This is a genomic window from Amycolatopsis ponsaeliensis, from assembly GCF_030182635.1.
Lineage (GTDB): Bacteria > Actinomycetota > Actinomycetes > Mycobacteriales > Pseudonocardiaceae > Amycolatopsis > Amycolatopsis ponsaeliensis.
In genome coordinates, this window is record NZ_JAPZLD010000022.1 from 154771 (window position 1) to 178014 (window position 23244).

At 71.0% G+C, this 23244-nt stretch carries 25 protein-coding genes and 2 tRNA genes; 24 read left to right on the forward strand and 3 right to left on the reverse strand.

Going from position 1 to position 23244, the window contains the following annotated elements; all coding sequences use genetic code 11:
• Positions 1–2 precede the first annotated feature (2 nt).
• From QQ657_RS30340 to QQ657_RS30375, 8 genes are read left to right on the forward strand one after another with little or no spacing between them, the layout of a single operon-like run.
• Positions 3–446, forward strand: coding sequence for a MarR family winged helix-turn-helix transcriptional regulator (locus tag QQ657_RS30340; protein ID WP_284745678.1), 444 nt, complete (start codon positions 3–5; stop codon positions 444–446).
• A complete protein-coding gene (locus QQ657_RS30345; protein WP_284745679.1) occupies positions 443–1834 on the forward strand; it encodes an MFS transporter in 1392 nt (463 codons plus the stop codon). The genes QQ657_RS30340 and QQ657_RS30345 overlap by 4 nt, the downstream gene beginning before the upstream one ends.
• A complete protein-coding gene (locus QQ657_RS30350; RefSeq protein WP_284745680.1) occupies positions 1827–2429 on the forward strand; it encodes a cysteine hydrolase family protein in 603 nt (200 codons plus the stop codon). Before QQ657_RS30345 ends, QQ657_RS30350 begins: the two co-directional genes overlap by 8 nt.
• Before the next feature lie 10 nt (positions 2430–2439).
• Entirely contained in the window at positions 2440–4083 is a 1644-nt protein-coding gene (locus tag QQ657_RS30355) for a fatty acyl-AMP ligase (protein WP_284745681.1), read from the forward strand.
• A complete protein-coding gene (locus QQ657_RS30360) occupies positions 4076–4333 on the forward strand; it encodes an acyl carrier protein (RefSeq protein WP_284745682.1) in 258 nt (85 codons plus the stop codon). The genes QQ657_RS30355 and QQ657_RS30360 overlap by 8 nt, the downstream gene beginning before the upstream one ends.
• Position 4334: 1 nt before the next feature.
• Positions 4335–4652: a hypothetical protein gene (locus QQ657_RS30365; RefSeq protein WP_284745683.1), complete on the forward strand. Its 318-nt coding sequence runs from the start codon at positions 4335–4337 to the stop codon at positions 4650–4652.
• Positions 4652–7867, forward strand: a complete 3216-nt coding sequence (locus QQ657_RS30370) for a WXG100 family type VII secretion target (RefSeq protein WP_284745684.1) — start codon at positions 4652–4654, stop codon at positions 7865–7867. The genes QQ657_RS30365 and QQ657_RS30370 overlap by 1 nt, the downstream gene beginning before the upstream one ends.
• Before the next feature lie 8 nt (positions 7868–7875).
• Positions 7876–8268 (forward strand): hypothetical protein, encoded by a 393-nt coding sequence (locus QQ657_RS30375; RefSeq protein ID WP_284745685.1) that lies wholly within the window; start codon positions 7876–7878, stop codon positions 8266–8268.
• A 16-nt stretch (positions 8269–8284) separates the two neighbouring features.
• On the opposite strand, the gene QQ657_RS30380 is transcribed toward QQ657_RS30375, so the two are convergent.
• Positions 8285–9094 carry a class I SAM-dependent methyltransferase gene (locus tag QQ657_RS30380; RefSeq protein ID WP_284745686.1) on the reverse strand — a complete coding sequence of 270 codons (810 nt, stop codon included), beginning with the start codon at positions 9092–9094 and terminating at the stop codon, positions 8285–8287.
• Between the two features lie 26 nt (positions 9095–9120).
• Here QQ657_RS30380 and QQ657_RS30385 point away from each other — a divergent pair, with 26 nt between their 5' ends.
• The 3 genes from QQ657_RS30385 (at position 9121) to QQ657_RS30395 (ending at position 11192) form a co-directional block, all read left to right on the forward strand.
• Positions 9121–10695, forward strand: a complete 1575-nt coding sequence (locus QQ657_RS30385) for a glycoside hydrolase family 13 protein (RefSeq protein WP_284745687.1) — start codon at positions 9121–9123, stop codon at positions 10693–10695.
• Positions 10696–10827: 132 nt separating this feature from the next.
• Positions 10828–11016, forward strand: a complete 189-nt coding sequence (locus QQ657_RS30390) for a hypothetical protein (RefSeq protein WP_284745688.1) — start codon at positions 10828–10830, stop codon at positions 11014–11016.
• Positions 11016–11192 carry a hypothetical protein gene (locus QQ657_RS30395; RefSeq protein WP_284745689.1) on the forward strand — a complete coding sequence of 59 codons (177 nt, stop codon included), beginning with the start codon at positions 11016–11018 and terminating at the stop codon, positions 11190–11192. Before QQ657_RS30390 ends, QQ657_RS30395 begins: the two co-directional genes overlap by 1 nt.
• Before the next feature lie 16 nt (positions 11193–11208).
• Here the strand turns inward: QQ657_RS30395 and QQ657_RS30400 are convergent, their stop codons facing one another.
• A complete protein-coding gene (locus QQ657_RS30400) occupies positions 11209–12108 on the reverse strand; it encodes a PfkB family carbohydrate kinase (protein WP_284745690.1) in 900 nt (299 codons plus the stop codon).
• Between the two features lie 224 nt (positions 12109–12332).
• Between QQ657_RS30400 and QQ657_RS30405 the strand changes: the two genes are divergently transcribed.
• The 11 genes from QQ657_RS30405 (at position 12333) to QQ657_RS30455 (ending at position 17929) form a co-directional block, all read left to right on the forward strand.
• Positions 12333–12728, forward strand: a complete 396-nt coding sequence (locus QQ657_RS30405; protein WP_284745691.1) for an anti-sigma factor antagonist — start codon at positions 12333–12335, stop codon at positions 12726–12728.
• 344 nt (positions 12729–13072) lie between these two features.
• Positions 13073–13145: transfer RNA gene (locus QQ657_RS30410), tRNA-Leu, on the forward strand.
• Positions 13146–13236: 91 nt separating this feature from the next.
• Positions 13237–13310 (forward strand) — tRNA-Cys (locus QQ657_RS30415).
• A gap of 312 nt (positions 13311–13622) precedes the next feature.
• A complete protein-coding gene (gene gvpO / locus QQ657_RS30420; RefSeq protein WP_434056794.1) occupies positions 13623–13877 on the forward strand; it encodes a gas vesicle protein GvpO in 255 nt (84 codons plus the stop codon).
• 22 nt (positions 13878–13899) lie between these two features.
• Entirely contained in the window at positions 13900–14250 is a 351-nt protein-coding gene (locus QQ657_RS30425; protein ID WP_284745693.1) for a gas vesicle protein, read from the forward strand.
• Entirely contained in the window at positions 14247–15209 is a 963-nt protein-coding gene (locus QQ657_RS30430; RefSeq protein ID WP_284745694.1) for a GvpL/GvpF family gas vesicle protein, read from the forward strand. Before QQ657_RS30425 ends, QQ657_RS30430 begins: the two co-directional genes overlap by 4 nt.
• On the forward strand, positions 15206–15391 hold the full coding sequence (gene gvpJ, locus QQ657_RS30435; protein ID WP_284745695.1) for a gas vesicle protein GvpJ: 186 nt from the start codon (positions 15206–15208) through the stop codon (positions 15389–15391). The genes QQ657_RS30430 and gvpJ (QQ657_RS30435) overlap by 4 nt, the downstream gene beginning before the upstream one ends.
• Before the next feature lie 10 nt (positions 15392–15401).
• Positions 15402–15671 (forward strand): gas vesicle protein K, encoded by a 270-nt coding sequence (locus QQ657_RS30440; protein ID WP_284745696.1) that lies wholly within the window; start codon positions 15402–15404, stop codon positions 15669–15671.
• Positions 15668–16045 (forward strand): gas vesicle protein GvpJ, encoded by a 378-nt coding sequence (gvpJ, locus tag QQ657_RS30445; protein WP_284745697.1) that lies wholly within the window; start codon positions 15668–15670, stop codon positions 16043–16045. The genes QQ657_RS30440 and gvpJ (QQ657_RS30445) overlap by 4 nt, the downstream gene beginning before the upstream one ends.
• Entirely contained in the window at positions 16042–16767 is a 726-nt protein-coding gene (locus QQ657_RS30450; RefSeq protein WP_284745698.1) for a GvpL/GvpF family gas vesicle protein, read from the forward strand. The genes gvpJ (QQ657_RS30445) and QQ657_RS30450 overlap by 4 nt, the downstream gene beginning before the upstream one ends.
• A 334-nt stretch (positions 16768–17101) precedes the next feature.
• Entirely contained in the window at positions 17102–17929 is an 828-nt protein-coding gene (locus QQ657_RS30455; RefSeq protein WP_284745699.1) for an SAM-dependent methyltransferase, read from the forward strand.
• A 321-nt stretch (positions 17930–18250) separates the two neighbouring features.
• Here the strand turns inward: QQ657_RS30455 and QQ657_RS30460 are convergent, their stop codons facing one another.
• The gene (locus tag QQ657_RS30460) at positions 18251–18871 is read right to left on the reverse strand and encodes a GntR family transcriptional regulator (RefSeq protein WP_284745700.1); all 621 of its coding nucleotides are present in this window, start codon (positions 18869–18871) and stop codon (positions 18251–18253) included.
• Between the two features lie 474 nt (positions 18872–19345).
• Here QQ657_RS30460 and QQ657_RS30465 point away from each other — a divergent pair, with 474 nt between their 5' ends.
• Entirely contained in the window at positions 19346–20419 is a 1074-nt protein-coding gene (locus tag QQ657_RS30465) for an RICIN domain-containing protein (protein ID WP_284745701.1), read from the forward strand.
• 15 nt (positions 20420–20434) lie between these two features.
• Positions 20435–23122: an RICIN domain-containing protein gene (locus QQ657_RS30470; RefSeq protein WP_284745702.1), complete on the forward strand. Its 2688-nt coding sequence runs from the start codon at positions 20435–20437 to the stop codon at positions 23120–23122.
• Positions 23123–23244: the final 122 nt, after the last annotated feature.

Sequence of the window (23244 nt, forward strand, 5' to 3'; positions counted from 1 at the left end):
ATATGGGCTCGAAAACGGTTCCCGCCGCGGCGGTCGCGGCCGCGCAGACGTTGCGCGTGCTCGTCGGCCGGTTGCGGCGGCAGATGATGGACGCGACGGCGGTCGGCGACCTGACCTCCGCGCAGGCCTCGGCGCTCGCCCGGCTCGCGAAGATGGAGCCGGCCACGGCGAGCGTGCTGGCCGGCGCGGAGCGGGTACGCCCGCAGTCGATGGCGGCGACGGTGGCCGCGCTGGAGAAGCTCGGCCTGGTCCGCCGCGAGGACGACCCGGAAGACGGCCGCCGTCAGCTGATCTTCTTCACGCCCGAGGGGCGGGCGTACGGCCAGGGCGCCCGCGCTTCGCGGCAGGAGTGGCTGGCCCGTGCCCTCGCGCAGCGGCTCACCGAGGACGAGCTGGCCGTGGTCAACGAGGCGCTGGCCCTGCTCGGCCGCGTCGTCGAACCATGACGACACGGGAGCGGACGCGCGACGGGTTCGACCGGAAGCTGTTCGCGCCGCTGATTTCGGGCGCGGTGCTCAACCCGGTCAACTCGACGATCATCGCGGTCGCGCTGGTGCCGATCGGTGTCGCGTTCGGGCAGCCGGCGTCGGCGACCGCGTGGCTGATCTCCGCGCTGTACCTGGCCACCGCGGTCGGGCAGCCGGTGGCCGGGCGGCTGATCGACCGGTACGGCCCGCGGCGCGTGTTCCTCCCGGCGACCGCGCTGGTCGGGCTGGCGGGGGTGCTCGGCACCCTCGCGCCGAACCTGGCCTGGCTGATCGTCGCGCGGGTCGTCCTCGGCTTCGGCACGTGCGCCGGCTACCCCGCGGCGATGCGGCTGATCCGCGACGAGAGCGACCGCACCGGGCGGGACAGTCCCGCGTCCGTGCTCACGGTGCTGGCGATCTCGACCCAGACGATCTCCGTCGTCGGCCCGGCGCTGGGCGGCCTGCTCATCGGCGTCGGCGGCTGGCGCGCGACCTTCGCCCTCAACATCCCCATCGCCCTGGTCGCCTTCGTCCTCGGCGCCCGCCGGTTCCCCAAGACGGCGAAGCCCGAGTCCAAGGGCTCGTTCGACCTCGACTTCCCCGGCATGGCGCTCTTCGCCGGCACGCTCGTCTCGCTGCTGCTCTTCCTGATGCACCCGGGCGCGGGGGACTGGTACCTGCTCGCGATCGCCGTCGCGGGTGCCGCGGCCTTCACCGTGCGCGAGCTGACCCACGCCGACCCGTTCATCGACCTGCGGCTGCTCGGCCGCAACGGCCCGCTGCTGCGCACCTACGGCCGGGCGCTGCTGGCCTACGTCGTCGCGTACAGCTTCCTTTACGGCTACACGCAATGGCTCGAACACGGCCGCGGCCTGTCGGCCAGCGAGGCCGGTCTGGCCACCCTGCCGCTGTTCGCGACCGGGATCCTCGTGTCGCTGCTCACCGGACGTCGCGAAGCGGTCCGCGGCAAGCTGGCCGTCGCCGCGTTCGGGCAGCTCGCCGGGTGCGCGCTGCTGCTGACCCTGGACTCCTCGGCCGCCGTCTGGCTGCTCGTGGTCGTCGCGCTCGTGGCCGGGGTGCCGCAGGGGCTGAACAGCCTCGCGCTGCAGAACTCCGTGTACCGCCAGGCGAATCCCGACGACATCGGCGCGTCGGCCGGGCTGCTGCGCACGTTCGGCTACCTCGGCGCGATCGTCTCCTCCGCGCTGCAGGGCGCCCTCTACGGCCCGGTCGCCGACACCGGCGGGCTGCACGATCTCGCGCTGGTGCTCCTCGGCATCGGCGTCGTGTTCCTGCTCTTCACCGTGTTCGACCGTTCCCTGTCCCGAAGCACCACCCGACCCGAGAAAGACGAGACCGATGCCTGACCGGAACACCACCCTGGACCCGAACCGCACGGCGCTGCTCGTGATGGACTACCAGGAGGGGATCGTCGGGCAGCTGCCCGGCACCGAGCCCCTGCTCGACCGCGTCGCCGGCGTGGTCGACGACGTCCGCGCCCGCGGCGGCCACGTCGGCTGGGTGCGCGTCGCGTTCGAAGACGCCGAGTTCGCCGCGATCCCCGAGACGAGCATGTTCGCCGCGTTCGCGGCCTCCGACCAGGTCCGGGCGGCGATGCGCGCCGACGCCCCGGGAACGCAGATCCACCCCCGGCTCGCGCCGCGGCCCGACGACGTCCTCGTGCGCAAGATCCGCGTCGGCGCGTTCACCACCACGGACCTCGAGCAGCAGCTGGAGAAGCGCGGGATCACGACGCTCGTCCTCGCCGGGATCAGCACCAGCGGCGTGGTGCTGAGCACCGTCCGCGAGGCGATGGACCGCGACTACCGGATCGTCGTCCTGCGCGACGCCTGCGCCGACCGCGAGCGGGAGACGCACGAGTTCCTGACCGGCACGCTGTTCCCCCGCACCGCCACCGTCGTGGACGTGGCCGAGCTGAGCGGGCTCTGGGCCGTCCAGTAGGTTGCGCTGCGTGCCCCGTCCGCCCGAGACCGTGCCCGGCGAGGTGCTGCGCGCCTCGATCGTGGACCGGCTGTTCGCCCGCGCGGACGACGCGCGCCCGCTGTTCACTCACCAGGACCACACGCACGCCGCCGAGCACACGCTGACGTGGGCGGAGTTCGCCGCCCGCGTCAGCGTGGTCGCGGGCGAGCTGCGCCAGGTCGCCGAGCCGGGGGAGCGGGTCGCCGTCCTCGCCGGGCAGGAGCTGGCCTACCCGCTCGCGTTCTTCGGCGTCCTGGCGGCCGGCATGATCGCCGTCCCGCTGATGCCGCCGGGCAGCCGCGCGCAGGCCGAGCGGCTCGGCGGGGTCCTGGCCGACTCCGGCGCGCGGGTGTGGCTGACGTCGTCGGCCGCGGCGGCGCGGGTCCGCGAGTTCGGGGCGCCCGGCGAGCTGCTGGTGGCCGACGAGCTGACCGGGCCGGGTGCCGATCCGGTGCCGGTCGCGCCGGAAAGCCCGGCGTACCTGCAGTACACGTCCGGGTCGACGCGGGAGCCGGCCGGTGCGGTGATCCCGCACCGGGCCATCGTCGCCGCGTGCTGGCAGGGCAGCCGGGCCTACGGCGTCGACGAAGGCACGACCTGCGCGGGCTGGATCCCGTTCTTCCACGACATGGGCCTGATCCAGCTGCTGTGCCTGCCGGTCTTCGCCGGCGGCCGCGCGGTGTTCATGGCCCCGGCCGAGTTCGTGCACCGGCCGCGGCGGTGGCTGCGGCAGATGGCGGACTACCCGGCGGTGTTCACCGCCGCGCCGAACTTCGCCTACGACCTCGCCGCCGACGCCGGCCCCGGGGACGATCTCGACCTTTCGGACGTGCGGGTCGCGCTCAACGGCGCCGAACCCGTCCGCCCGCGCACGGTCGAACGCTTCCTCGAGGTCTTCGGGCCGCACGGCTTCCGGCGCGAGGCGTACCGGCCGTCGTACGGGCTCGCCGAAGCCACCGTCTACGTCGCGAGCGCGGGGGAAGAAGGACCGCGCGGCGCGAAGTTCGATCGCGAAGCCCTCGCGCAGGGCCGGGCCGTCGAAACCGTCGATGGACCGGAACTCGTGTCCGTCGGCCGTCCGGTCGGGCAGCTCGTCCGGATCGTCCACGAGGGACACGAGCAGCCCGAGGACGCCGTCGGCGAGATCTGGATCCACGGCTCGAACGTCGCGACCGGGTACTGGGGCCGGGGCGACTCGGCCGCGTTCGACGCCACGCTCGACGGCCTCGGCGGCTGGCTGCGCACCGGCGACCTCGGCGTCGTGCACCGCGGCGACCTGTACGTCACCGGCCGGCTCAAGGACCTCATCGTCGTCGACGGCCGCAACTTCCACCCGCAGGACATCGAGGCGGCGGCGGGCGAGGCCCACCCCGCGGTCCGCCGTGACCGCGTCGCCGCGTTCGGCGTCGCCGACGAGGACGGCGAGGGTGCGATGGTGGTGGCGGAGTGGGTGCGCGACGCTGACGCGGATCTCAAAGAGGTGACCCGCGCGGTGCTGCGCGCGGTGTCACGCGAGCACGATCTCACCCTCCGTGCGGTACATCTGGTCCCTTCCGGCGGACTTCCGCGCACATCGAGTGGCAAGGTCGCCCGGTCGGCGGCCAAGGCACGTTATGGTGACGTCCGTGGGTGATCACCGCGCCGAGGTCACGAAGGTCGTCTCCGACACCTTCCGGCTCGACCCGGCCCTCGTCGAGCCCGACGCTCCCCTGGAAGAGCTGGGCATCGACTCGAAGGGCCGGATCAAGCTCCTGGCGGCGCTGGAGGTCTATTACGGCGTGACGATCGATCTGGACCAGCTCGACCGGTTCACCGACGTGGCGTCCGTGGCGGACGTGCTCGCGGAAGCTCTGGGAACTGCAGGATCTGAGGAGAGGCGCTGAAATGAGCGGCGGGGGGTACACCGCGACGACGGAAGCGTTGTCGACGGCGTCCAAGACCATCGGGGACCTGGCGGAGCACCTGCTGGACGACAATCCGGACCTGGAGACCCCGCAGGTGACCGCGGAGGGCTTCGGTCGGGCGCACAACGCCCACGCGGCGAAGTACACCGCCGGCGCGCAGGCCCTGTGGGCCGCGGTCTCCGGCTACAGCACCACGCTCGGCTCGTTCGGCACCAACCTCGGCACCGCCGGGTCGAGCTACAGCGCCAACGAGGACAACCAGTCCGGCGCCATCACCAACGCCGGGGGCTCGCTCTGATGGCCGACAAGAAGAAGTGGTCCGACGTCAAGGCGATCCTGGACGACCCGAGCGTCCCCGCCGGGCAGAAGAGCGCGCTGATCAGCAGCTGGCTGCGGGAGAACCCGCCTCCGCCGCCGTTCCTGGCCGACCAGGAACCGGACGACATCAAGCAGAAGCGGCAGGAAGCCGAGAAGTACGCCGGCGCTTACAACGCGAACCCGCTGTTCGCCGGGCAGTCGGTGGACGAGGCCTACGACAAGGCCAAGTCGAGCGGCGACCAGAACTCCTACAACGAAGACCAGGAGAAGAAGGCCGTCGACGACGGCAAGACCAAGCTCAACGACACGAAGCCGCCCGCGGCCGGCGAGAACGGCGGTGACGCCAGCGGCACGAAGACGTCCGACGAGATCTTCGACGCCGCCGCGCCCGCGCTGAAGCTGTTCGAGACCTTCGGGTCGCTGCTGGCCAAGATCCCGGCCGACTGCCGTGGCAACACGCGCGCCATCGACCTCGACAAGGACATCCGCGCGCCGTTCGACGAGCAGCGCGGGATCAGCTTCGCGAACTTCGTCCAGGACGCCGCGCACTTCAAGACCGGCTCCGAGACGGTCGACCGCACGCTGGAGGACACCGGTTCCCAGCTCGGGAGCCTGTACAAATCGTGGAGCGGTGCGGGCGCGGACGCCGCGTCCGACACCTACAACGACAAGATCCAGCCGAAAGCGGCGAAGCTGTCGCAGACGCTCGGCGACGTGGGCGAAGCGACGCTGACCACCGCGACCACGGTGTTCCAGCTGTGCAAGGGCAAGGCCGACGCCGTCATCGGCATGTACACCGACCTGGTCGGCAAGGCCGACTACACGATGGCGCAGAAGGTCATCGCGGTCGCCAGCGGCGAGCACGGCAACGAGCAGGACCTCGCCCAGATCGCGGGCTGGATGGACCTCAACTTCGGCACCAACCTGGTCAAGACGCTCAACGACCAGGGCTGCTGCGACGGCGACGAGATCAAGAAGCACGGCCAGGACCTGGCCAAGCAGTGGATCCAGAACCAGTTCAACCCCGACATGTGGGATCGGCTCTACCAGGGCTTCGCGAAGACCTGCAAGGACACCAAGGACCTCGTCGACCAGGCGTACGACGCGCTCGACAAGGTCATGGGCAAGGTCAAGAACGAGTTCGAGGGCGTGAGCATGCCGGGCGGATCCGGCACGGGTGCGCCCGGTGGCCCCGGCACCACCGGGGGCGCGGGCGGTGGCCCCGGCGGCTCGGGTTCGGGCAGCGGGTCGGGTGCCGGCGGATCCGGTTCGGGCTCGGGTTCCGGTTCCGGTTCGGGTGGCTCGGGTTCGGGATCCGGTTCCGGCGGCTCGGGGGCCGGCGGGGGTGGCGGCCCGGTGCCGTCGATTCCCGACGGCAGCTCCGGCTCCGGCGTGCCCGGCGGTGGGGCGGGATCCGGGGGCTCCGGTACTGACCTGCCCAGCGGCGCCGGCGGCGGCTCCGGCAGTGGTTCGGGCAGTGGTTCCGGGGGCGGCGGCGGTGGTCCGGTGCCGTCGATCCCGGACGTCTCCGGCGGCGGGTCCGGGTCGGGCGGCGGCTCGGGTTCGGGTTCCGGGTCGGGAGCAGGCGGTGGCGGCTCGATGCCGTCGATCCCCGATCTGTCCACGCCCTCCGGCGAGGGCGGGGGTTCCGGCCTCGGCTCGGGTGGCGGTTCTGGTTCTGGTTCCGGTTCTGACGGCACCTCGCCGTCCTCGGTGCCGTCGCCGTCCGAGAGTGGCCAGGCGGAGGCGGCCGCGGCCGCCGAAGCGGCCAAGAAGAAGGCCGCGGACGCGCTGAGCCAGTTCAGCGGCCCTGGAATCCAGACCGAGTCCGGTGACGGTGCCGGATCGGGCGCCGGCAGTGGGCTCGGCGGTGACGAAGGCAGCGGTTCTGGTTCCGGCTCCGGCTCCGGGTCAGGTCTGGGCGGCGGCTCGGGTTCGGGCTCCGGTTCGGGCGGCGGCTCCGGTTCGGGTGGTTCCGGCGACGACGGCAAGGCCGCCGCCGAGCAGGCCGCGGAAGAAGCGAAACAGAAGGCGGCCGACGCGCTGAAGGAGTTCAGCGGCGAAGGAATCAAGACGGACTCCGGCGACGGCGCGGGTCTCGGTGACACCGGCTCCGGCGAGCCCGGTGCGGACAAGGACGGCGACGGCAAGCCGGACAACCCGCTGGGCGCCGACAAGGACGGCGACGGTAAACCGGACAGCCTGCTCGGCGAGGACAAGGACGGCGACGGCAAGCCCGACAACCCGCTGGGCGAGGACAAGGATGGTGACGGCAAGCCCGACGGCCTGCTCGGCGACGACAAGGACGGCGACGGCAAGCCGGACGGCGACGACACCCCCGACACCCTCAAGGTCAAGCAGGGTGACAAGACCTTCGAGATGACCGAACCCGACTCCGACGGGAAGATGGACATCAAGGTCGGCGACGGGTCCGACGCCGCCAAGGACTTCAAGCTCGACTGGTCCAAGGACGCCGACGGTCCACAAGGGACCGACGACACGTACTGCCCGGGCCCCGACGGCAAGATCCACATCGAGGACGGCGACCTCAAGATCACCGCCGAGCGGCCCGACGGCCCGGACGGCCCGACCGTCGTCACCGTCGACGACGGCAGCGGCACCCCGACGACCTACACCCTCGGCGAGGACGACAAGCCCTCCGACGTCCTCGGCGACACCCCCGACAAGAAGCTCGACGACCTGCCGAACCACCGCGGCACCCTCGACGACCTCGCCTCGCACGGCAGTGACGGCCCCGGGGCGCACGACGGCGGCGGGGGCAGCGGCCACGGCGGTGGTTCGCCGGCCGGCATCGGCGGCGGTTCGCACGGCGGGTCCGGCCTCTCGGCGGCCGGTCTCGACCCGGGCGGTGCGGGCAGCGCGTCCGGTCTCGGCGAGACGCCGATGTCCGGTGGCGTCCACAGCGGCGTCGGTGCCACGCAGGCCCAGCCCGCGGCCGCGTTCGCCCCGGCCGGTGCGTCCGCCGGACCCGGCGGCGGCCAGCCGATGTCCGGGATGGGCGGCATGGGTGCCATGGGCGGCGGTGCCCACGGCGGCGGGGGCGGGGACACCGAACGCCGGTCGTCGGCCTACCGGATCGAAGGCGCCGTCTTCGACAACCTCGGTGAGCCCGGCCGCCGGATCATCGGCTCCCTCAACGACGACGATGACCCGCCGTCCGCGCGGACCTGGTAGGAGCACGCATGAGCGAGATCGACGCGATGAAGGCCGAGCTGGACGGCCTCGTCCGCGAACAGTCCGAGCGGCGCGTCCTGCGCGAGCAGCGGGGCGAGGAGATCAAGGCCCAGTCCCAGGAGTACATGACCAAGCAGGTGCAGGCGGCCGAACGCTACGTCCAGCACGTGCGCGAAATGGCGCAGCGCAAGACGAAGTCGGGCTGGAGCACCGACCGGGGCACCACGGAACCGCCCTCGGCCTTCGACGCGGACGCTTTCGGCGGCGAGCCGGGGGCGGGGTCGCCGTTCGCGCCGGCGGCGGAACCGCGGCACGCGGCCCGCGACGATGCCCCTCGCCGCGCCCGCCGGTCGCGCGCGGCGGAGGCCGACGACGACGGTTACGACAACAACCCCTGGTAGCCGTCCACAGTGGACGTCACGGCCGCCAGAGGTCGACGGCGATCTCGCGCAGCCGCTCGGTGAACGTGCCGGCCGGGCTCGCCCGGTGCAGCACCGCGCGCAGGTCGGCCTCGAACTCCGCGCGGCGGTCGCCGAACAGGTGCGGTGCCGCGCTGGACAGGGAGAAGACCGCGGCGACGACGTCGTCGGCGGTGCGGGTGACGTCCCGGCCCGCGACCTCGAACCGTCGCGGCCCGCGGAGCCCCGCGGCGCGGTAGATCTCCGTCTCGCCGCCGGCCGTGCCGTCCGGGAGGGTGCCTTGCCCGGCGCGTCGCACCGACCCGAGGTACGACCGGACCAGCTCCGTGATCTCCGGGTGCGGCACTGAGCTCTCGATGCCTTCGTGCGTCGTCGCGTGGACGTGGGCGCAGGCGCCGCCGGGCGCCAGCATGCCGCGCACCGCGGCGGCCACCCGCTCCCGGTCGAGCCAGTGGAACGACTGCGCGAAGGTGACCAGCCGGAACCGGCCGAGCCCGGCGGGCAGCTCCTCCGCGCGCCGGTGCACCCAGCGGCAGTTCCCGATCCCCGCCTCGGTGGCCAGCCGGTCCGCTTCGCCGAGCATGTCCGCGTCGGCGTCGAGCCCGACCGCTTCGTCGAACGAGCCGGCCAGCAGCAGCGTGAGCGAGCCGGGCCCGCAGCCGACGTCGAGCAGGCGTCCCGATCCGTCCAGCTCCAGCTCGGCCGCGAAGGCCGCGGCGAGCTGCGGGGGATAGCCGGCGCGGCCCCGCGCGTAGTACCCGGCACTGCCCGAATAGAGGGACGGATCCCACTTCCACGCGTCGCTCACGGCTCCAGCGTAGATACTCGGGTGTCATGGACTCCGCGAACTGGTGGCGCGACGCCGTGGTCTACGAGGTTTACGTACGCAGCTTCGCCGACGCGGACGGGGACGGCACCGGGGATCTCGCGGGCCTGCGCTCGCGCCTGGGCCACCTGGCCGACCTCGGCGTCGACGCGGTGTGGACCACGCCGTGGTACCGCTCGCCGATGGTCGACGGCGGCTACGACGTCGAGGACCACCGGACCCCCGATCCGCTGTTCGGCACCGACGCCGACGTGCTCGACCTGGTCGCCGAGGCGCACCGGGCCGGCCTGCGGCTGCTCATCGACGTCGTGCCGAACCACACCTCCGACCGCCACCCGTGGTTCCGCGCCGCGCTCGCCGGCGGGCCCGAACGCGCGCGGTACCACTTCCGGCCGGGCCGTGGCGCGGACGGCGAGCTGCCGCCCACCGACTGGCGCAGCGTCTTCGGCGGGCCGGCGTGGACGCGGGTGGCCGACGGCGAGTGGTACCTGCACCTGTTCGCCCCCGAACAGCCCGACCTCAACTGGGACGACGCGGCGGTCCGCGCGGAGTTCGAGGACCTGCTGCGGTTCTGGTTCGCCCGCGGCGTCGACGGCGTGCGCATCGACGTCGCCCACGGCCTGCTCAAGGACCCGGCGTTCCCCGACCTCGGCGCCGAGGACGAGGAGATCGCGCAGCCGCCCGACCGCAGCTCACACCCGCACTGGGACCTCGACGGCGTGCACGAGATCTACCGCTCGTGGCGCAAGATCGCGGGGGAGTTCGGCCCGGACCGGGTGTTCGTCGCGGAGGCGTGGGTCGACCGGCCGGACCGCCTCGCGCGGTACGTGCGCCCGGACGAGCTGCACACGGCGTTCAACTTCGACTTCCTCCGCTGCGCCTGGGACGCGGACGCGCTGCGCGAGGTGATCGACCGGACGCTCGCCGCGCTGGAGGCGGTCGGCGCGCCCGCGACGTGGGTGCTGTCCAACCACGACGTCGTCCGGCACGTGACGCGGTTCGCGCCCGGCGGCGATCTCGCGCTGGGTCGGCGCCGGGCCCGGGCGGCGCTGCTGCTGATGCTCGCCCTGCCCGGCGGGGCGTACCTCTACCAGGGCGAGGAGCTGGGCCTGGAGGAGGTCGAGGACCTGCCCGAAGCCGTGCTCGCCGACCCGACGTGGGAGCGGTCCGGCCACACCCGCCGCGGCCGCGACGGCTGCCGGGTACCGCTGCCGTGGTCGGGGACGGCACCGCCGTTCGGGTTCACGGCCGAGGGGACTCGCCCGTGGCTGCCGCAGCCGGCCCACTGGCGCACGGCGACGGCCGAGGCCCAGGCGGCCGACCCGGGTTCGATGCTCCGGCTGTACCGGGCGGCTCTCGCCGCCCGCCGGGCGCACCCGGCACTGGGGGACGGGACGTTGACGTGGTCGCCGTCGGCTCCCGGGGTGCTGTCCTTCGCGCGGGAGCCGGGGTTCGGCTGCGTGGTGAACCTGTCGGCGGAGCCGTGCGAGCTGCCGGAGGGCTCGCGGGTGCTGCTGGCGAGCGTGCCGATCGAGGGCGGCCGGCTGCCGGTGGACGCGGCGGTGTGGCTCGTCCGGGACTGAGGGGCCGCGGTAGGGCTCGACGGGAGTTGAACGGATATCACCCGGCCGGGTTGAGTGAAGCGGTGTGAAACCGGGAGCGGCGGGGTATCCGGTCGCGTTCGTTGCCGCTCTGCCCGAGCCGGAGGTCGTCCGATGCCCGTCCGCACCCCGCGCCCGCCCGCCACCGACGTCGTGGCCACGGCGCTGAAAGTCCTGGTGGCCCAAGGCATGACGGGCGCGGCCGCGCAGGCGGCGCTGATCTCGATGGCGCAGGAGCGCGGCCTGGCGGTGCGCAACTGCGCCGCGCTGATCGTGGCCGCCGTCGACGGGAGGATGGGCTGATGGCCCTCGCCGGGGGATTCTCACGGGCCGGGAACGCCGACACCGGCGGGGGCGTGCTGCTCGCCGTCGGGCTGGTGGTCGCGTTCTTCGGCTGGTGGTCGTGGTGGACGGTCGTGGGCATCGCGCTGACCGCCGCCGGCGTCCTGTGGCTCGCGACGGCGAACCGGAACGAGTAAACCCCGGCGGACCCGCTCAGGCGTCGACGGTCTCGAGCCGCCGCGGCTGCAGCCGGTCCAGGACGGGACGCGACAGGTGCGGCCGCCCGCCCGTGTGCTCGGTCGTCGCCGCGGCGGCCGCGACCGCCAGGCAGGCCGCCGTCTCCAGCGGGCGGCGGCGGGTCAGCGCCGCGGTCAGGGTCGCGACCAGTGCGTCCCCGGCTCCGGCCGGGTCGACCACCTCGGTCTCGACGTGCGGCACGAACCACGCCTGGCCGGGCCCGGCGAACAGGTGCCCCTGCCCGGCCACCTCGAGCACGACCACCGAGGGCCCGCGCCGCCGCAGGTCCGCCGCGGCGCGGGCCGCACTGGCGACGTCGTCCACCGGCTGCCCGGTCAGCAGCTCAGCCTCGTGGCCGTCGGCCCGCACGACGTCGGCGAGCGCGAGCAGGCCGGCGGCGTCGCGGCCCGGAGCGCCGTCCAGGACGACCCGCGTGCCCGCCGTGCGCGCGAGCCGGGCCGCCAGCAGGGCCGTCGGGGCGGGCTGGCGCAGCTGGACGATGAGGGATGCGGCGGCCGAGATCGGGGCGGCCGCGGCGACCACGTCGGTCTCGGTCACCAGGGTCGCGTCCGGGATGTGCTCGAGGTACCGGCGGCGGCCCTCGTCGTCGACGACGTCGACGATCACCGCCGTCTCGGTGCCCGGCCGGCGGACCACGTGCGTGGTGCCGATCCGATCGGCCCGGGCGCGGGCACGCAGCGCGTCACCGGCGGCGTCCTGCCCGACGACGCCGACCAGCGAGACCGTCACGCCGAGTTGGCTCAGCGCCAGGGCCTGGTTGGCGCCCTGCCCGCCGAGCAGCTCCGCCGGCTCGTCCGGGGCCTCGAGCACCAGGTCACGGGCGATCTGCCCGACCACCACGACTTCGCTGAACATCACGGGTACCGCCGGTCCATGGCGCCTCCTCGGTTGGCGAATACCGGCTACCCCGGCCCGGGCGGGCGGCAAACCGCCCGTTCGGGTCGTGTGCGGACACGATCGGCAGGTGTCCACGGTGAAAGAGGGCGTTTCCGTTCCGGAGGTTTGGGTACCAAGATCCCGACGTTGATCACCCCGCTGCGACGCCGGCCCCGCGCCGGCGCGGAAGGCCTGCCGAAACCGTGTCCCCCACGTTCCCGGTCCCCACCCGGTCCGCGCCCCTCGTGGCGCGCCGGACGGAGTACCGCCCCGGTCTGCTGGTGCTGACCTTCGCCGGCGAGATCGACACCCTGACCCTGCCGATCCTGCAGCGCGAGCTGGCGGAGCCCCCACCGGGGACGACGGTGGTGAACCTGTCGAAGGTGGCGTTCGTCGGCCTGGCCGGCGCCCGCGCCCTGGCGGCGGCCGCGGAGCTCGCGGACCAGGAGGGCGGGCGGCTGGTCGTGGTGGCGAACAGCCGCACCCTGGCGCGGCTGTTCCGGATCACGGGACTGGCGGCGGTGCTCCCGATGTTCGCGTCGCTGTCGGACGCGCTGCGGGAGCTGTTGTCCTCGGGGATGCAGAACGCCGCCGGCTGAGCGGTGGTCATCGCGAAAGCCGCCGATCGATTCGTTTCCGGCGGTGAATGCGCCGGAGATAAATGATTGACGGCGGTGCCGGGCGGGTGCATGATGAATGGACATCACCTCGGAACTTCGGCGGGAGCAAGTCATGACGAGCACGCAGGCGCGGGCGGCGGGAACCCTCGCATGTTTGCCGTGCGCGTGGCTCGCCTGCCTGCTGGGTGGCGCAAGCTCCCCGCCGTGACGGGAAAGTCAGGTCAGGGAGCCGCCCCTCGGGAAACCGAACCGGGCGGCTTTTTCGTTGTTTCTTTTATCGGCGTGCCGGAGGTTCGATTCCGCCCGCCGGTGCTTTTTGTTTTGCCCCTGTAGCCCAACGGAAGAGGCAACGCGCTCAGAACGCGTTCAGTCCAGGTTCGAATCCTGGTGGGGGTACTCGGTCGGTTCGGGAGACGCGCCGGAGCGCAGGTGATCCTTGCACGATCGCCGGGGAGGGTTCGACCCCCTCGTCTTCCACTGGTTCATCGGCCCACTTCACGACGGTCGTGCGCCGGCTTGCAAAGCCGGACGGTCCGGGTTCGACTCCCGGGTGGGTCTCCACGGTGGTTTCCGGTCCGCGGAGGCAAGCGTTATCGTCTCGTTACTTTGAGCGATTTGACAGTGCAACCATCTTGTTGGCCCATCGCCAGCTGCGCCGGGTGGCGCTCTGCGATGATCCGAACTCCCCAGGGATCCGTGAACAGCTGTCATCGCGACTCCGCGGGAGTCCGGCGGTCGCCGGATCCGCTGTAACGCCGCCGCGCTCGCCTCGGATGCCTACCAGCGATGACTGTGCCATCATCGGGAACCTCGGATTTCCCGCAGAACCCGCCTCCGGAACCCACGCCCGCTGTTCCCCCGACGACGTCCGCGTTGACCGCTGCTCGTGCTATCCGTGCTGCCACAGAGGTTTTCACGGCGATCACCGGCCGGCAGCCGGACGGCGTGACAGGAGCGCGCCAGACCGCCGAGCGAGGCTGGTCCGTGCTCATAGACGTCGTCGAGCTGGAACGAATACCTGCTACCACGAGCGTCATCGGCACCTACCGGGTCGATGTCGACAGCGCCGGCGAACTCGTCTCCTACGAGCGAATTCGCCGATTTACCCGCGGCACCACCGATCTGTAGCGAAGAGCAGGAGTTGTTTCAGGTGGACAGTCAGTCGAGTTCGCTTGCCGATGTGCTGGAACGCGTGCTGGACAAGGGTGTGGTGATCGTCGGCGACATCGCCGTGAACGTCGTCGACATCGAACTGCTCACGCTGCGGCTCAGGCTCTTCATCGCCTCCGCGCAGACAGCACGTGAGATGGGGATGGACTGGTGGACGAACGATCCCTTCTTCTCGCCTGGTGCGAGGCGCGCCGACGTCCTGACTGCCGAAGCTCGGCCGGCAAGGGAACTGGAGGAACTTCGCGCCCGTGTGTTGCAGCTCGAGACCGCGTTGACCGCGGCCGGTTCCGAGCCGACGGCTGAACCCGTTCGCCGGGGAGAGGGCTCGTGACCGCCGGCGCCGAGTTCGATGCGGAAGTGGCGTCGCTGGCGCAGCGCCACGCGCCGGAAGTGTGGGAAACGGCTCTGCGGGCAGCGAAGGACCAGGCGACGGCGGTACTCACGCGCCGGCTGGCCGACGCCATCCTCGCCGGGGCCGCCGGTCCCCGGTCCGGCTCAGCGCTCGGGCCGGATATCCCGCAGCCTCGTCCGGGTCTCTGCGCCTACGCCATCACGTGGTCGCACGCCCAGGTGCCGGAGAACGTCGCCGGATCCGACGTCGTCCCGGCGGTGCGCCTGATCGCGCACGAGAACCTCGCCATCCTGGTCGCCCAGGTCGATCTCGCGGCCTTCGCCGGCTTGGAGCACGAGGCCGGTCCAACGGACACCGTCGCTCCGGACAGCCGGCTCGCGATGCTCGCCCGTCAGCACGACGCGGTGATCCGCGCGATCTTCCACGACTGCCCGGCCTTGCCCCTCAGGTTCGGCACGGTGGTACGTGACGAGCGCGCGGCGCTTCACCTGCTCGAGGAACGCCGGACCGAACTGGCGGAGTGGCTCGCGCGTGTCGATGGCCACCGCGAATGGGGTGTGCGCGTTGTCCGGCCGGAGCCGGAGCCGAAGCCGGAGTCGATCCGGGAGGTTCCTCTTGATGGAATCTCGGGTACCGAGTACCTCGCGTTGCGGGCCCGGCAACTGGACGATGGTCAGCACGCGAAAGCGCTTGCGCGCGATGCGGTGAACGCCTGGCACGAGTTGTTGCGACAGTGCTCGACGGACGCCGTACAGCGGGAACAGCCCCATGCCTTCTTCGACGCCGCCTACCTGGTTCGCCAAGATCAGGAGGAGACGTTCCACAGTCGGATCCGGCGACTCGAAGGCGACCTCGCCACCGTCGGGATGACCGCGCGGACGACCGGCCCGTGGCCGCCCTATTCGTTCGCCCCGGCGCAGCTGGAGGTGCAGCGGTGAACGATCTGCCTTCGTTTCCGACCGAGGGTGCCGGCCTGACCAGCTTGGTGGATCTGCTGGACCGCGTGGTGGCCCGGGGTGCCGTGGTGAACGGGGACGTGATCATCACACTGGCGGGAGTCGACCTGATCCGGCTCGATCTGCGGCTCCTGCTCGCCGCGGTCGACGAGATCGCCCAGTAGGAGTTCCACTGTGGACACACCGAGGCGGATAAGCGCCGACACCGGGCAAGGGCTGGGGCGGCTCGTCCTCGCGGTACTCGAAGTCGTCGCGGAGTTGCTCGAGCGGCAAGCACTGAGGCGGATGGCGTCCGGAAGCCTGACCGAGGTCGAGGTCGAGCGGCTCGGCCAGGGGTTGCTGTCCTTGCGACGACAGTTCGAAGAACTCCGCGCCGTCCTGGACGTCCCGGAGCGGAAAGCCGATGCGGCACACGTCAAGCAATCCGAGAGGATCCAATCGTGAGTGCTCCCGCCCCCACCACCGGTGGTCTTGCCGAAACTCTGAACATCTTGCTGGACAAAGGGCTCGTCATCGACGCGACGATCCGGGTCTCGGTGATCGGCATCGAGATCCTGACCATCGAGGCCAAGATCGTGATCGCCAGTGTCGACACCTACATCCGATACCTCGAAGCGATGCAGCGCATCGAGGCGCAGCGGCAGGCCCTCCCGCCGGGCACCGTGCCCGCGCCGGGCACCCAAGGAATCGCCGGGACCTACGGCCTGCTGCCGGTGGCCACTCCCATCCCCGTCGGTTTCGCGCAGCAGGCGGTCGTCACGCCCGGTTTCGCCCAGGCCACCCCGGCGCCATCCGGCGCCGGCGAAGGCGAGCGATGAGACTGAACCTGCACGGTGTCGTCCGGGCCGGGCATCCGTTGCCCGGCCCGGACCAGCCCGACGCGGCCAGGCTTCTCGTCTGGGAAGATCTCGCGCTGGTGGTCAGCCCGCTGCCAGTGGACCGGGACGTGACTCCGCACGATGCCACGCAACACCTCCTGACGCTGTCCGGGCTGGTGCGGCAGGGACCAGTGGTGCCGCTGCGCTGGGGAACCGTCGCCGAGGACGACGAGTCCGCCCGGGCGGAGGTCCTCCGTCCCCTCGCCCGCCACCTGAGAGCCGAGCTCGAGCGCCTCGACGGATTCGCTGAAGCGCACGTGTACTTGCGGTTCGACGAGGAGACGGCCCTGTGGGCCGTCCCGGATGATCCGACGGGCTGGAAGGGCCGCGCCGGTGCCGGCCTGACCGATCGGATCAAAGCGGGTGAAGCGATCGCGCGGCGCCTCGTGAGCTGGCGGCAAGCGCGTACCGACGACCTGCTGAAGCCTCTGGAGCGGTACGTGTGCGAAGTCAAAGCCCTGGATGACCAGGACCACTTGGAGGAACGCCGGGCGCTTCTCGTACGAGAGGAGGATTTGCTCTCGGTTCAGGAGGCGGTCGCTGCCATCGCCGCGGTGGATGTGGACTGCAGGTTTGTCGGTCCGCTCCCCGCGTTCACTTTTCTGCGCGCCGTCCAGAAAGGACCGGACGACGGTGGCCAAGCGTCGCGGTGGGGCTGGTAGGCACCGCATTTTCGGGACTGGGCAACGTCGCGGCGTACCGGTCGCCAACGCCACGCAATGGCGGCGGGACTGCCGGAAGGGCTCGTGGTGCGCACGAATTCCTGCTGTCTTCCCCCAAAGTGCCAACGATCAGTAGCAGGCGGAGCCCCGGACGGCCGCAGAGCTCCGGCTTCTTGGCGCGCCTCCGGTTCGACATCCACTGACAGTAGAAGTCGAGCGGTCGTTAATCATTCTTTCGTGTCGCGGCCGAAGTGGTCACAGGTGTTACCGAAGTTGTTAGGCTGCCAGCCGATGCGGCCTTGTTCTGTTCCCCACCAGGTGCCGGAGGCGCGGCATGACACTCGCACCACCTCCTGGCCTGTTCACCGCCCGGACGTGGCAGCTTCCGGTCGCCTCGCCGGCGCGGATCCACGACGCCGCGCTCGGCGGTACCGACAACTACGTTCTCGACCGTGAGGCGTTGGCAGCGCTGGAGGACGCGGCACCCGGCTTCACCGAGCTGCTGCGCGCGACCCGCGCGTGGCACGTCCGGGTCGTCCGGCATCTCGCCGGCCGGGGCATCGACCAGTTCCTCGACCTCGCCGCGGGCCTGCCACGCGCTCGCGAGAACACCCATGAGGTCGCACAGCGGTACAACCGCGACGCGAAAGTCGTCTACACCAACACCAACCCGGTGCTGCTCAGCTACTCCCGCGCACTGCTGGACGACAACGACGGCACCCATATCGTGCACGGCGATCACCTTGATCCGCACCGGCTGCTCGACAGCGAGCAGCTGTGCTCTGCATTGGACCTCCGTCGCCCGGTCGCGGTGCTGATGACCCGCGGCGTCCAGCACGAACTCGACGATCACCGCCTGAGCGCCGCACTCGCCGGATACCGCGCCCTGCTGGCCCCGGGGTCAGTGCTCGCGCTCAGCGGCTGGGCCGAGCCGGTCGACGACGGCGGCCTGCCGCGGACCATTGAGCAGATCTGGCACACTCACTCCGGCCGGCGTGTCCGCTGTCGCACCGTTCCCGAGTTGCAGCGGCTGTTCGACGGCTGCGACCTCCTCGACCCCGGCTTGGCTCCCGTGCAGGACTGGTGGCCCGACGGACCCCGGCTGCACCCGGCGGGAATGGCGATTCGACTCGGCTATGGCGGAGTCGGCATCACTCCGTGAACGCGCAAGCGGAGGACGTCGCGGCAAGGCTGCGCACTGCCGCGGTGGTTGTGCGCCAGGGGGTGTCACCGGCTTCGAGCGCGGGCCCGGTCGTCGAGGGGGAGGGAACAACCGGGCCCGCGCAAGCGAACCTACCCAAGATCACGGCCCGCAAAGCCTGAATCCGGCGAATTCGTCCACGCAGCCGCCAGTCCGTTGTCATGGTCGCCAGGGTCGCGTGTGGCTGAGCACGCCCGGGAACCTCGATTCGGAGAGACCAGGTGTTGCCGGTCTCGCCTGGTGATACAGAAGTCTTCGATCACCCGGCGCGGCGGCGATGGCTCAGCGGGGGTTCGGATCGATCGTGTCCGTGGCGCCGAGGACGTCCATCCCCTGCGCGCTCGCCGTGTCGACGATGTTCTGCCCGGACTCGGTCACCTCGGCGGCGGACTGCGCAACCCCGTCGACAGCCTCGCTGACCGGCAAATCGACGCCGGTCAGGTCGCTGACCTTCTCGCTCGCGCCGCCCAGCAGCTCGGCGGCCTTGTCCTTGATCATGTCGAACAGGCTCATCAGGTGCCCTTTCTGATCGTCTCCAGCGACCTCGCGTGATCGGCGGGTAACGGAGCGCGGCAATGCTGTCACCATACCGAACAAAACGGACTTTTCGACTCCTTTGGGCAAGGTGTCGGCAGCGCAACCGGTGGCGACCGGGGGGAGTAGCGCGGTGCGCGCGGTGATCGGCTCCCGCTCGGGTGCGATGTCGGCCATCACGGTCAGCGCGGTCCTGGTCAGGTGGCGGGCGATGACCTGCTTGGCCTTGTCGTCGTCGCGGGCGCTGAAGGCGTCGAGCAGCGCCCGGTGGTCCTGGTCGCCGCGGATTGACGCGGCGTCCTCGTCGAGCTGGGCGAGCCTGATGTGCTGCTCGCTGTGCTCGGCCGGGGACGAGATCGTGCGCTGCACGTCCCGGCCGTTCCGCGCACTCCGTCCGGCACAGGCGACCTTTCCGAGAGTTGCCGAAAGTTTCCGTGAGCAGGGTGGCCCAAGTACCTCCGGCTTCGTGCGACGACCACACGCAACACCGGTTCTGCGGCGGAATGGGCGCTTGACGAGCTCGCGAAGAAGGGCCTAACTTGATTCGGCAACCGGTTTCCGAATTTTCCTCCTCGACGTTCACCTGCGACGCCTTGGAGTCGACGCCGACCTCGGCTCGATTTCGACGTTCGTCAGTTCGCACGCGGGCTATGGCGTGATCCGGCCGGCCAAAGAGGTGTCGTTCTTCGCCTGCGACACCGGTTGCGCCGAGCTCGACTGATTCCGGTTGACCTGGCACCACGGATCGGCACACGGGAGCGCGCCCGGCCAATCCTGTTAGCGCTAACAACCGAAGATTGCGAGGACCCGATGACGCGTCCTGTGTTTCGGCATCTGCGGGGCATGACACGGCCGGCGCTCACCGTGCTGGTCTGTCTCGTGGCGGGCCTGCTCTCCGTGAGCACGGCCCATGCCGCGACCGCATTCACCAGCACGATGGTCGACCAGGCCAGCGGAAACTGTGCCACCGTGCCCAACGGGAACAGCGCGGTTCAGCTGACCCGGTCCACCTGCGCCTCCGGCGCGGGGCAGCGGTTCACCTTCACTCCGGTGTCCGGTGACGTCTACACCATCGGCACGTTCACGTCCGGCAGCTGTGTGGACATCTCCGGCGCGTCCACTTCGGACAATGCCGCGGTGATCCAGTACGCCTGCCACTCCGGGACGAACCAGCAGTTCCGGCTCCAGGCCGTGGGCACCGCGTTCACCCTCGTCGCGGTCGGCTCGGGCAAGTGCGTCACTCCGGTGAACACCGTGCTCGTCCAGCTTCCGTGCGCCACGGCGAGCGCGTGGCGGCTGGCAGGCTACCCGACCGGCGGGACCCAGAACCCGGCGGAGAAGACCGTACGGGTGTGGCTGCTGCGGCCGTCCGACGTGGCCTACGACCAGCGCTACCCGGACGGCATCGCGAACGTGCTGCGCGAAGCCCAGCGGTACTACGGGCAAGAGCTGGGCAAGACCTTCCGGCTCGCCGACCCGGTGGTGCAGGTCGTCACCGGCGAGCACGTCAAGAGCTGGTACGAGAACACGCCCAACGGCAGCGACCGCTACTGGTGGGCCGTCTTCAACATGCAGCAGGAGCTGCTGCGCCGGTTCGACGTGCACGCGCCCGACAGCAGGTGGATCAACGTCGGCGAGGTCATCGCCGAGGGCCAGGGCGCGGGCGGCGGCGGGGGCGGCGGCTGGGTGATCCTCTGCCAGCACGACGCCGACGGCGCGGCCGGCCTGGGCGGCCCGATGAATCGCTGGTACGGCGGCATGGTGCACGAGCTCGGCCACGCCTTCGGCCTGCCGGACTCGACCTCGACCGACGGGACGCCGATGTCGGCGTCGTTCTACGACTACCCGAACACACACTTCAGCCAGAGCCAGAAGACCGCGATCCTCAACGGCCCGTACGGCTCCTTCCTCTTCTGAGCTGGGAGAAACCCGATGAGACGTCCAACCTTGCTCACTGCGGCCTTGGTGGTGGTCGCCGGCGCCCTGGTGGTTCCGGCGAGCGCCGCGGCCACGTTCACCAGCACGATGGTCAACCCGGCGAACGGGAGCTGCGCCACCGTGCCCGGTTCCGGCAGCGCCGTCCAGCTGACCCAGGCGGCGTGCACATCCGGCGCCGGCCAGTCGTTCACCTTCACCCCGGCGTCCGGGGACGCCTACACGATCGGCACGTTCACGGCCGGCAGCTGTGTGGACATCTCCGGCGCGTCCACTTCGGACAACGCCGCGGTGATCCAGTACGCGTGCCACTCGGGCACCAACCAGCAGTTCCGGCTGCAGTCGGTGGGCACGAACATCTTCACGGTCGTCGCCGTCAGCTCGGGCAAGTGTGTCGTCCCGGCGAACAACGCGCTCGTCCAGCTGCCGTGCTCGGGCTCGAGCACCGCGTGGCGCCTGCCGGGTTTCACCCCGGGCACGTCCGATGCCTATCAGGGCATCCCGAACCTCGCGCCGAACGCGTGCAAGAACTCCGGCCTGCCGCGGTCGTACGGGACGAACTTCCAGACCCCGAACGACCCGTACGGTCAGGGTTTCCAGAACACCACGGCGATCGGCTGGGACGGCAACTACTGGCCGGTCTCGACGTACCTGTCCGGCTCGTTCTTCGCCCGCGGTGTGCCCACGACGTACAACGGACTGTGCGGCGGGATGTATTCGTTCAGCGCCTACACCTACGGCGGGAACCCGGGCGCGCAGTCGGTGCAGTGGACGGAGGACAACGGCTACCTCCCGGCGATGACGACGAGCCGTACCTCCGGCAGCGTCGGGATCACGATCAAGAACTTCGCCGCCAAGGTCACCGTCAACGGCAGCGCGTTCATGCTCGTGTACACGCGGGTGTCGATCAAGAACAACGGCTCGGCCTCGGTGACCGTCCCGCCGGGCGGCTCGGGTCCCAACCTGGTCCGGCTGACGTCGTCCGGTTTGGACACCGTCGCAGCGGGGCAGACGAGCAACCACGACTTCGTGGTGGCGGTCGACAACTTCGGCAGCGGTGCCGCGTTGCCGACCGGCTCGACACTGTCCTCGAACGCGCCGAACTACGACACCGCCTACAGCCAGATGGCGTCGTACTGGAACGCGCGGCTGGCCGAGACGAACACCTTCAGCCTGCCGAACACGACGCTGCCCAACACCGGCAACCTGGCGAACCCCGGCACCGCGATGGCCAACGCCTACAAGGCCGGCACGATCTACAACCTGATCATGCAGGTGGGCCAGGCGCAGTTCTCCGGGGCCAACAACTACAACTGGATCCTCAACCACGACGTGCCCGGCGAACTGACCGCCAAGTTCGAGACCGGCGACTTCCGGGACGCGCGGAACCTGCTGCTCACCGCCCGGATCTCCGAACAGGACAACTGGGACGAGGTCGGCGCCAACTGGTACTGGGACGGCGTCTGGAAGACGATGGGCACCTGGGCGACGTACCTGGCGAAGACGAACGACACGGCGTTCGTCGGCCAGTACTTCCACGACGATCCCAGCTCGTGGGGGCCCAGCCTGTACACGATCGCCCGCGTCAAGTACCCGGCCCAGCTCGCCTCGGACGGCACGCTGCGAGCCAACTTCGACAACGACTCGACCGGGCGCTGGCTGTTCAGCAACTTCTCGGCGTTGCAGATGCTGGCGTCGTACAAGTACATCGCGACGAAACTCGGTCAGACGAGCGAGGCGACGTGGGCGGACGGCGCGTACACCTCGTTGCTGAACGCCTTGAACACCGTGGTGGGCCGCAACCAGTCCACGAACGGGTTCAGCTATCTCCCGTGTGAGGTGGACAAGCCGAACAGCGCCAACCGCTGCACCACCTTCAACGACGCCAACTGGGCGTCCCCGGGCTGGGTGGGCCAGAACCAGTGGTCGACGATGCTGTCCGGCGGCGCCCTGACCGGGATCATGGGTGACCCCGGCCAGATCGACCGCATGTACCAGTGGGGCTTCAACCGGCTCTCGGGCAACGGCTACCCGTTCCCGACGTTCGGGGCGTTCAACGGGTACTCGACGGCGTACAACACGTCGTACTCCTCGGACGGGCTGTTCTCGAACACCTACCGGGACCTGCCGATCACCAGCTACGCGTGGCAGCTGAAGACCACCACCGGCGGCCCGAACGCCTGGTGGGAGGCCAACGGCAGCGGACCGAACCCGGCCAACCCGTGGATCGGCAGCCACGCGGGCCCGCAGTTCGGCGCGTGCCCCTACGCGTGGCCGATCGCCGGGCAGCAGCAGGGTCTGCTCGAGTCCCTGGTGGCGGAAGGCCTGGCGTCGACCGGCTCCGGGCCGTACACCTTCACCCGGCCGCTCTACCTCGGACGCGGCGTGCCGAACGCCTGGCTCACACCCGGTCAGACGATCTCGGTGGGCAACCTGACGAACACCTACGACGTCGCCTCCGGCAGCCGGTCCACCTACGGGGTCTCCCTCGCGGTCAGCGGCTCCAACGGCGCCCGGGTCGTCACCGTGACGCTGTCGGGCAACCCGCCCGGCGGCGCGGTGTCCATCCAGCTGCCGGTGTTCTTCACGATCGGTGTGAACTCGGTGAGCGGCGGCACCTACAACTCCGCCACGCACACGGTCACCGCGAGCGCGAACACGGTGACCATCTCCCTCGCCGGTTGAACCTCCCGGGGTGCGCCGCACCCCCGGCGCCCCCCCGCCCCCCCGGGCCGGGGCGGAGTTGGGTGTCCCCACCCTCGACCCGGGCCGCCGCCGCCAAGGCCGGGGGGGGGGGGCGGCGCCCC

What these genes read in the sequence shown, in the direction of transcription:
- QQ657_RS30375 (WP_284745685.1), top strand. Translation starts at nt 7,876, where the DNA reads ATGAGCGAGATCGACGCGATGAAGGCCGAGCTGGACGGCCTCGTCCGC.
- QQ657_RS30450 (WP_284745698.1), top strand. Translation starts at nt 16,042, where the DNA reads ATGAGACTGAACCTGCACGGTGTCGTCCGGGCCGGGCATCCGTTGCCC.
- QQ657_RS30385 (WP_284745687.1), top strand. Translation starts at nt 9,121, where the DNA reads ATGGACTCCGCGAACTGGTGGCGCGACGCCGTGGTCTACGAGGTTTAC.
- QQ657_RS30345 (WP_284745679.1), top strand. Translation starts at nt 443, where the DNA reads ATGACGACACGGGAGCGGACGCGCGACGGGTTCGACCGGAAGCTGTTC.
- QQ657_RS30470 (WP_284745702.1), top strand. Translation starts at nt 20,435, where the DNA reads ATGAGACGTCCAACCTTGCTCACTGCGGCCTTGGTGGTGGTCGCCGGC.
- QQ657_RS30465 (WP_284745701.1), top strand. Translation starts at nt 19,346, where the DNA reads ATGACACGGCCGGCGCTCACCGTGCTGGTCTGTCTCGTGGCGGGCCTG.
- QQ657_RS30400 (WP_284745690.1), bottom strand. Translation starts at nt 12,108, where the DNA reads ATGTTCAGCGAAGTCGTGGTGGTCGGGCAGATCGCCCGTGACCTGGTG.
- QQ657_RS30340 (WP_284745678.1), top strand. Translation starts at nt 3, where the DNA reads ATGGGCTCGAAAACGGTTCCCGCCGCGGCGGTCGCGGCCGCGCAGACG.
- QQ657_RS30395 (WP_284745689.1), top strand. Translation starts at nt 11,016, where the DNA reads ATGGCCCTCGCCGGGGGATTCTCACGGGCCGGGAACGCCGACACCGGC.
- QQ657_RS30455 (WP_284745699.1), top strand. Translation starts at nt 17,102, where the DNA reads ATGACACTCGCACCACCTCCTGGCCTGTTCACCGCCCGGACGTGGCAG.
- QQ657_RS30370 (WP_284745684.1), top strand. Translation starts at nt 4,652, where the DNA reads ATGGCCGACAAGAAGAAGTGGTCCGACGTCAAGGCGATCCTGGACGAC.
- QQ657_RS30350 (WP_284745680.1), top strand. Translation starts at nt 1,827, where the DNA reads ATGCCTGACCGGAACACCACCCTGGACCCGAACCGCACGGCGCTGCTC.
- QQ657_RS30365 (WP_284745683.1), top strand. Translation starts at nt 4,335, where the DNA reads ATGAGCGGCGGGGGGTACACCGCGACGACGGAAGCGTTGTCGACGGCG.
- QQ657_RS30390 (WP_284745688.1), top strand. Translation starts at nt 10,828, where the DNA reads ATGCCCGTCCGCACCCCGCGCCCGCCCGCCACCGACGTCGTGGCCACG.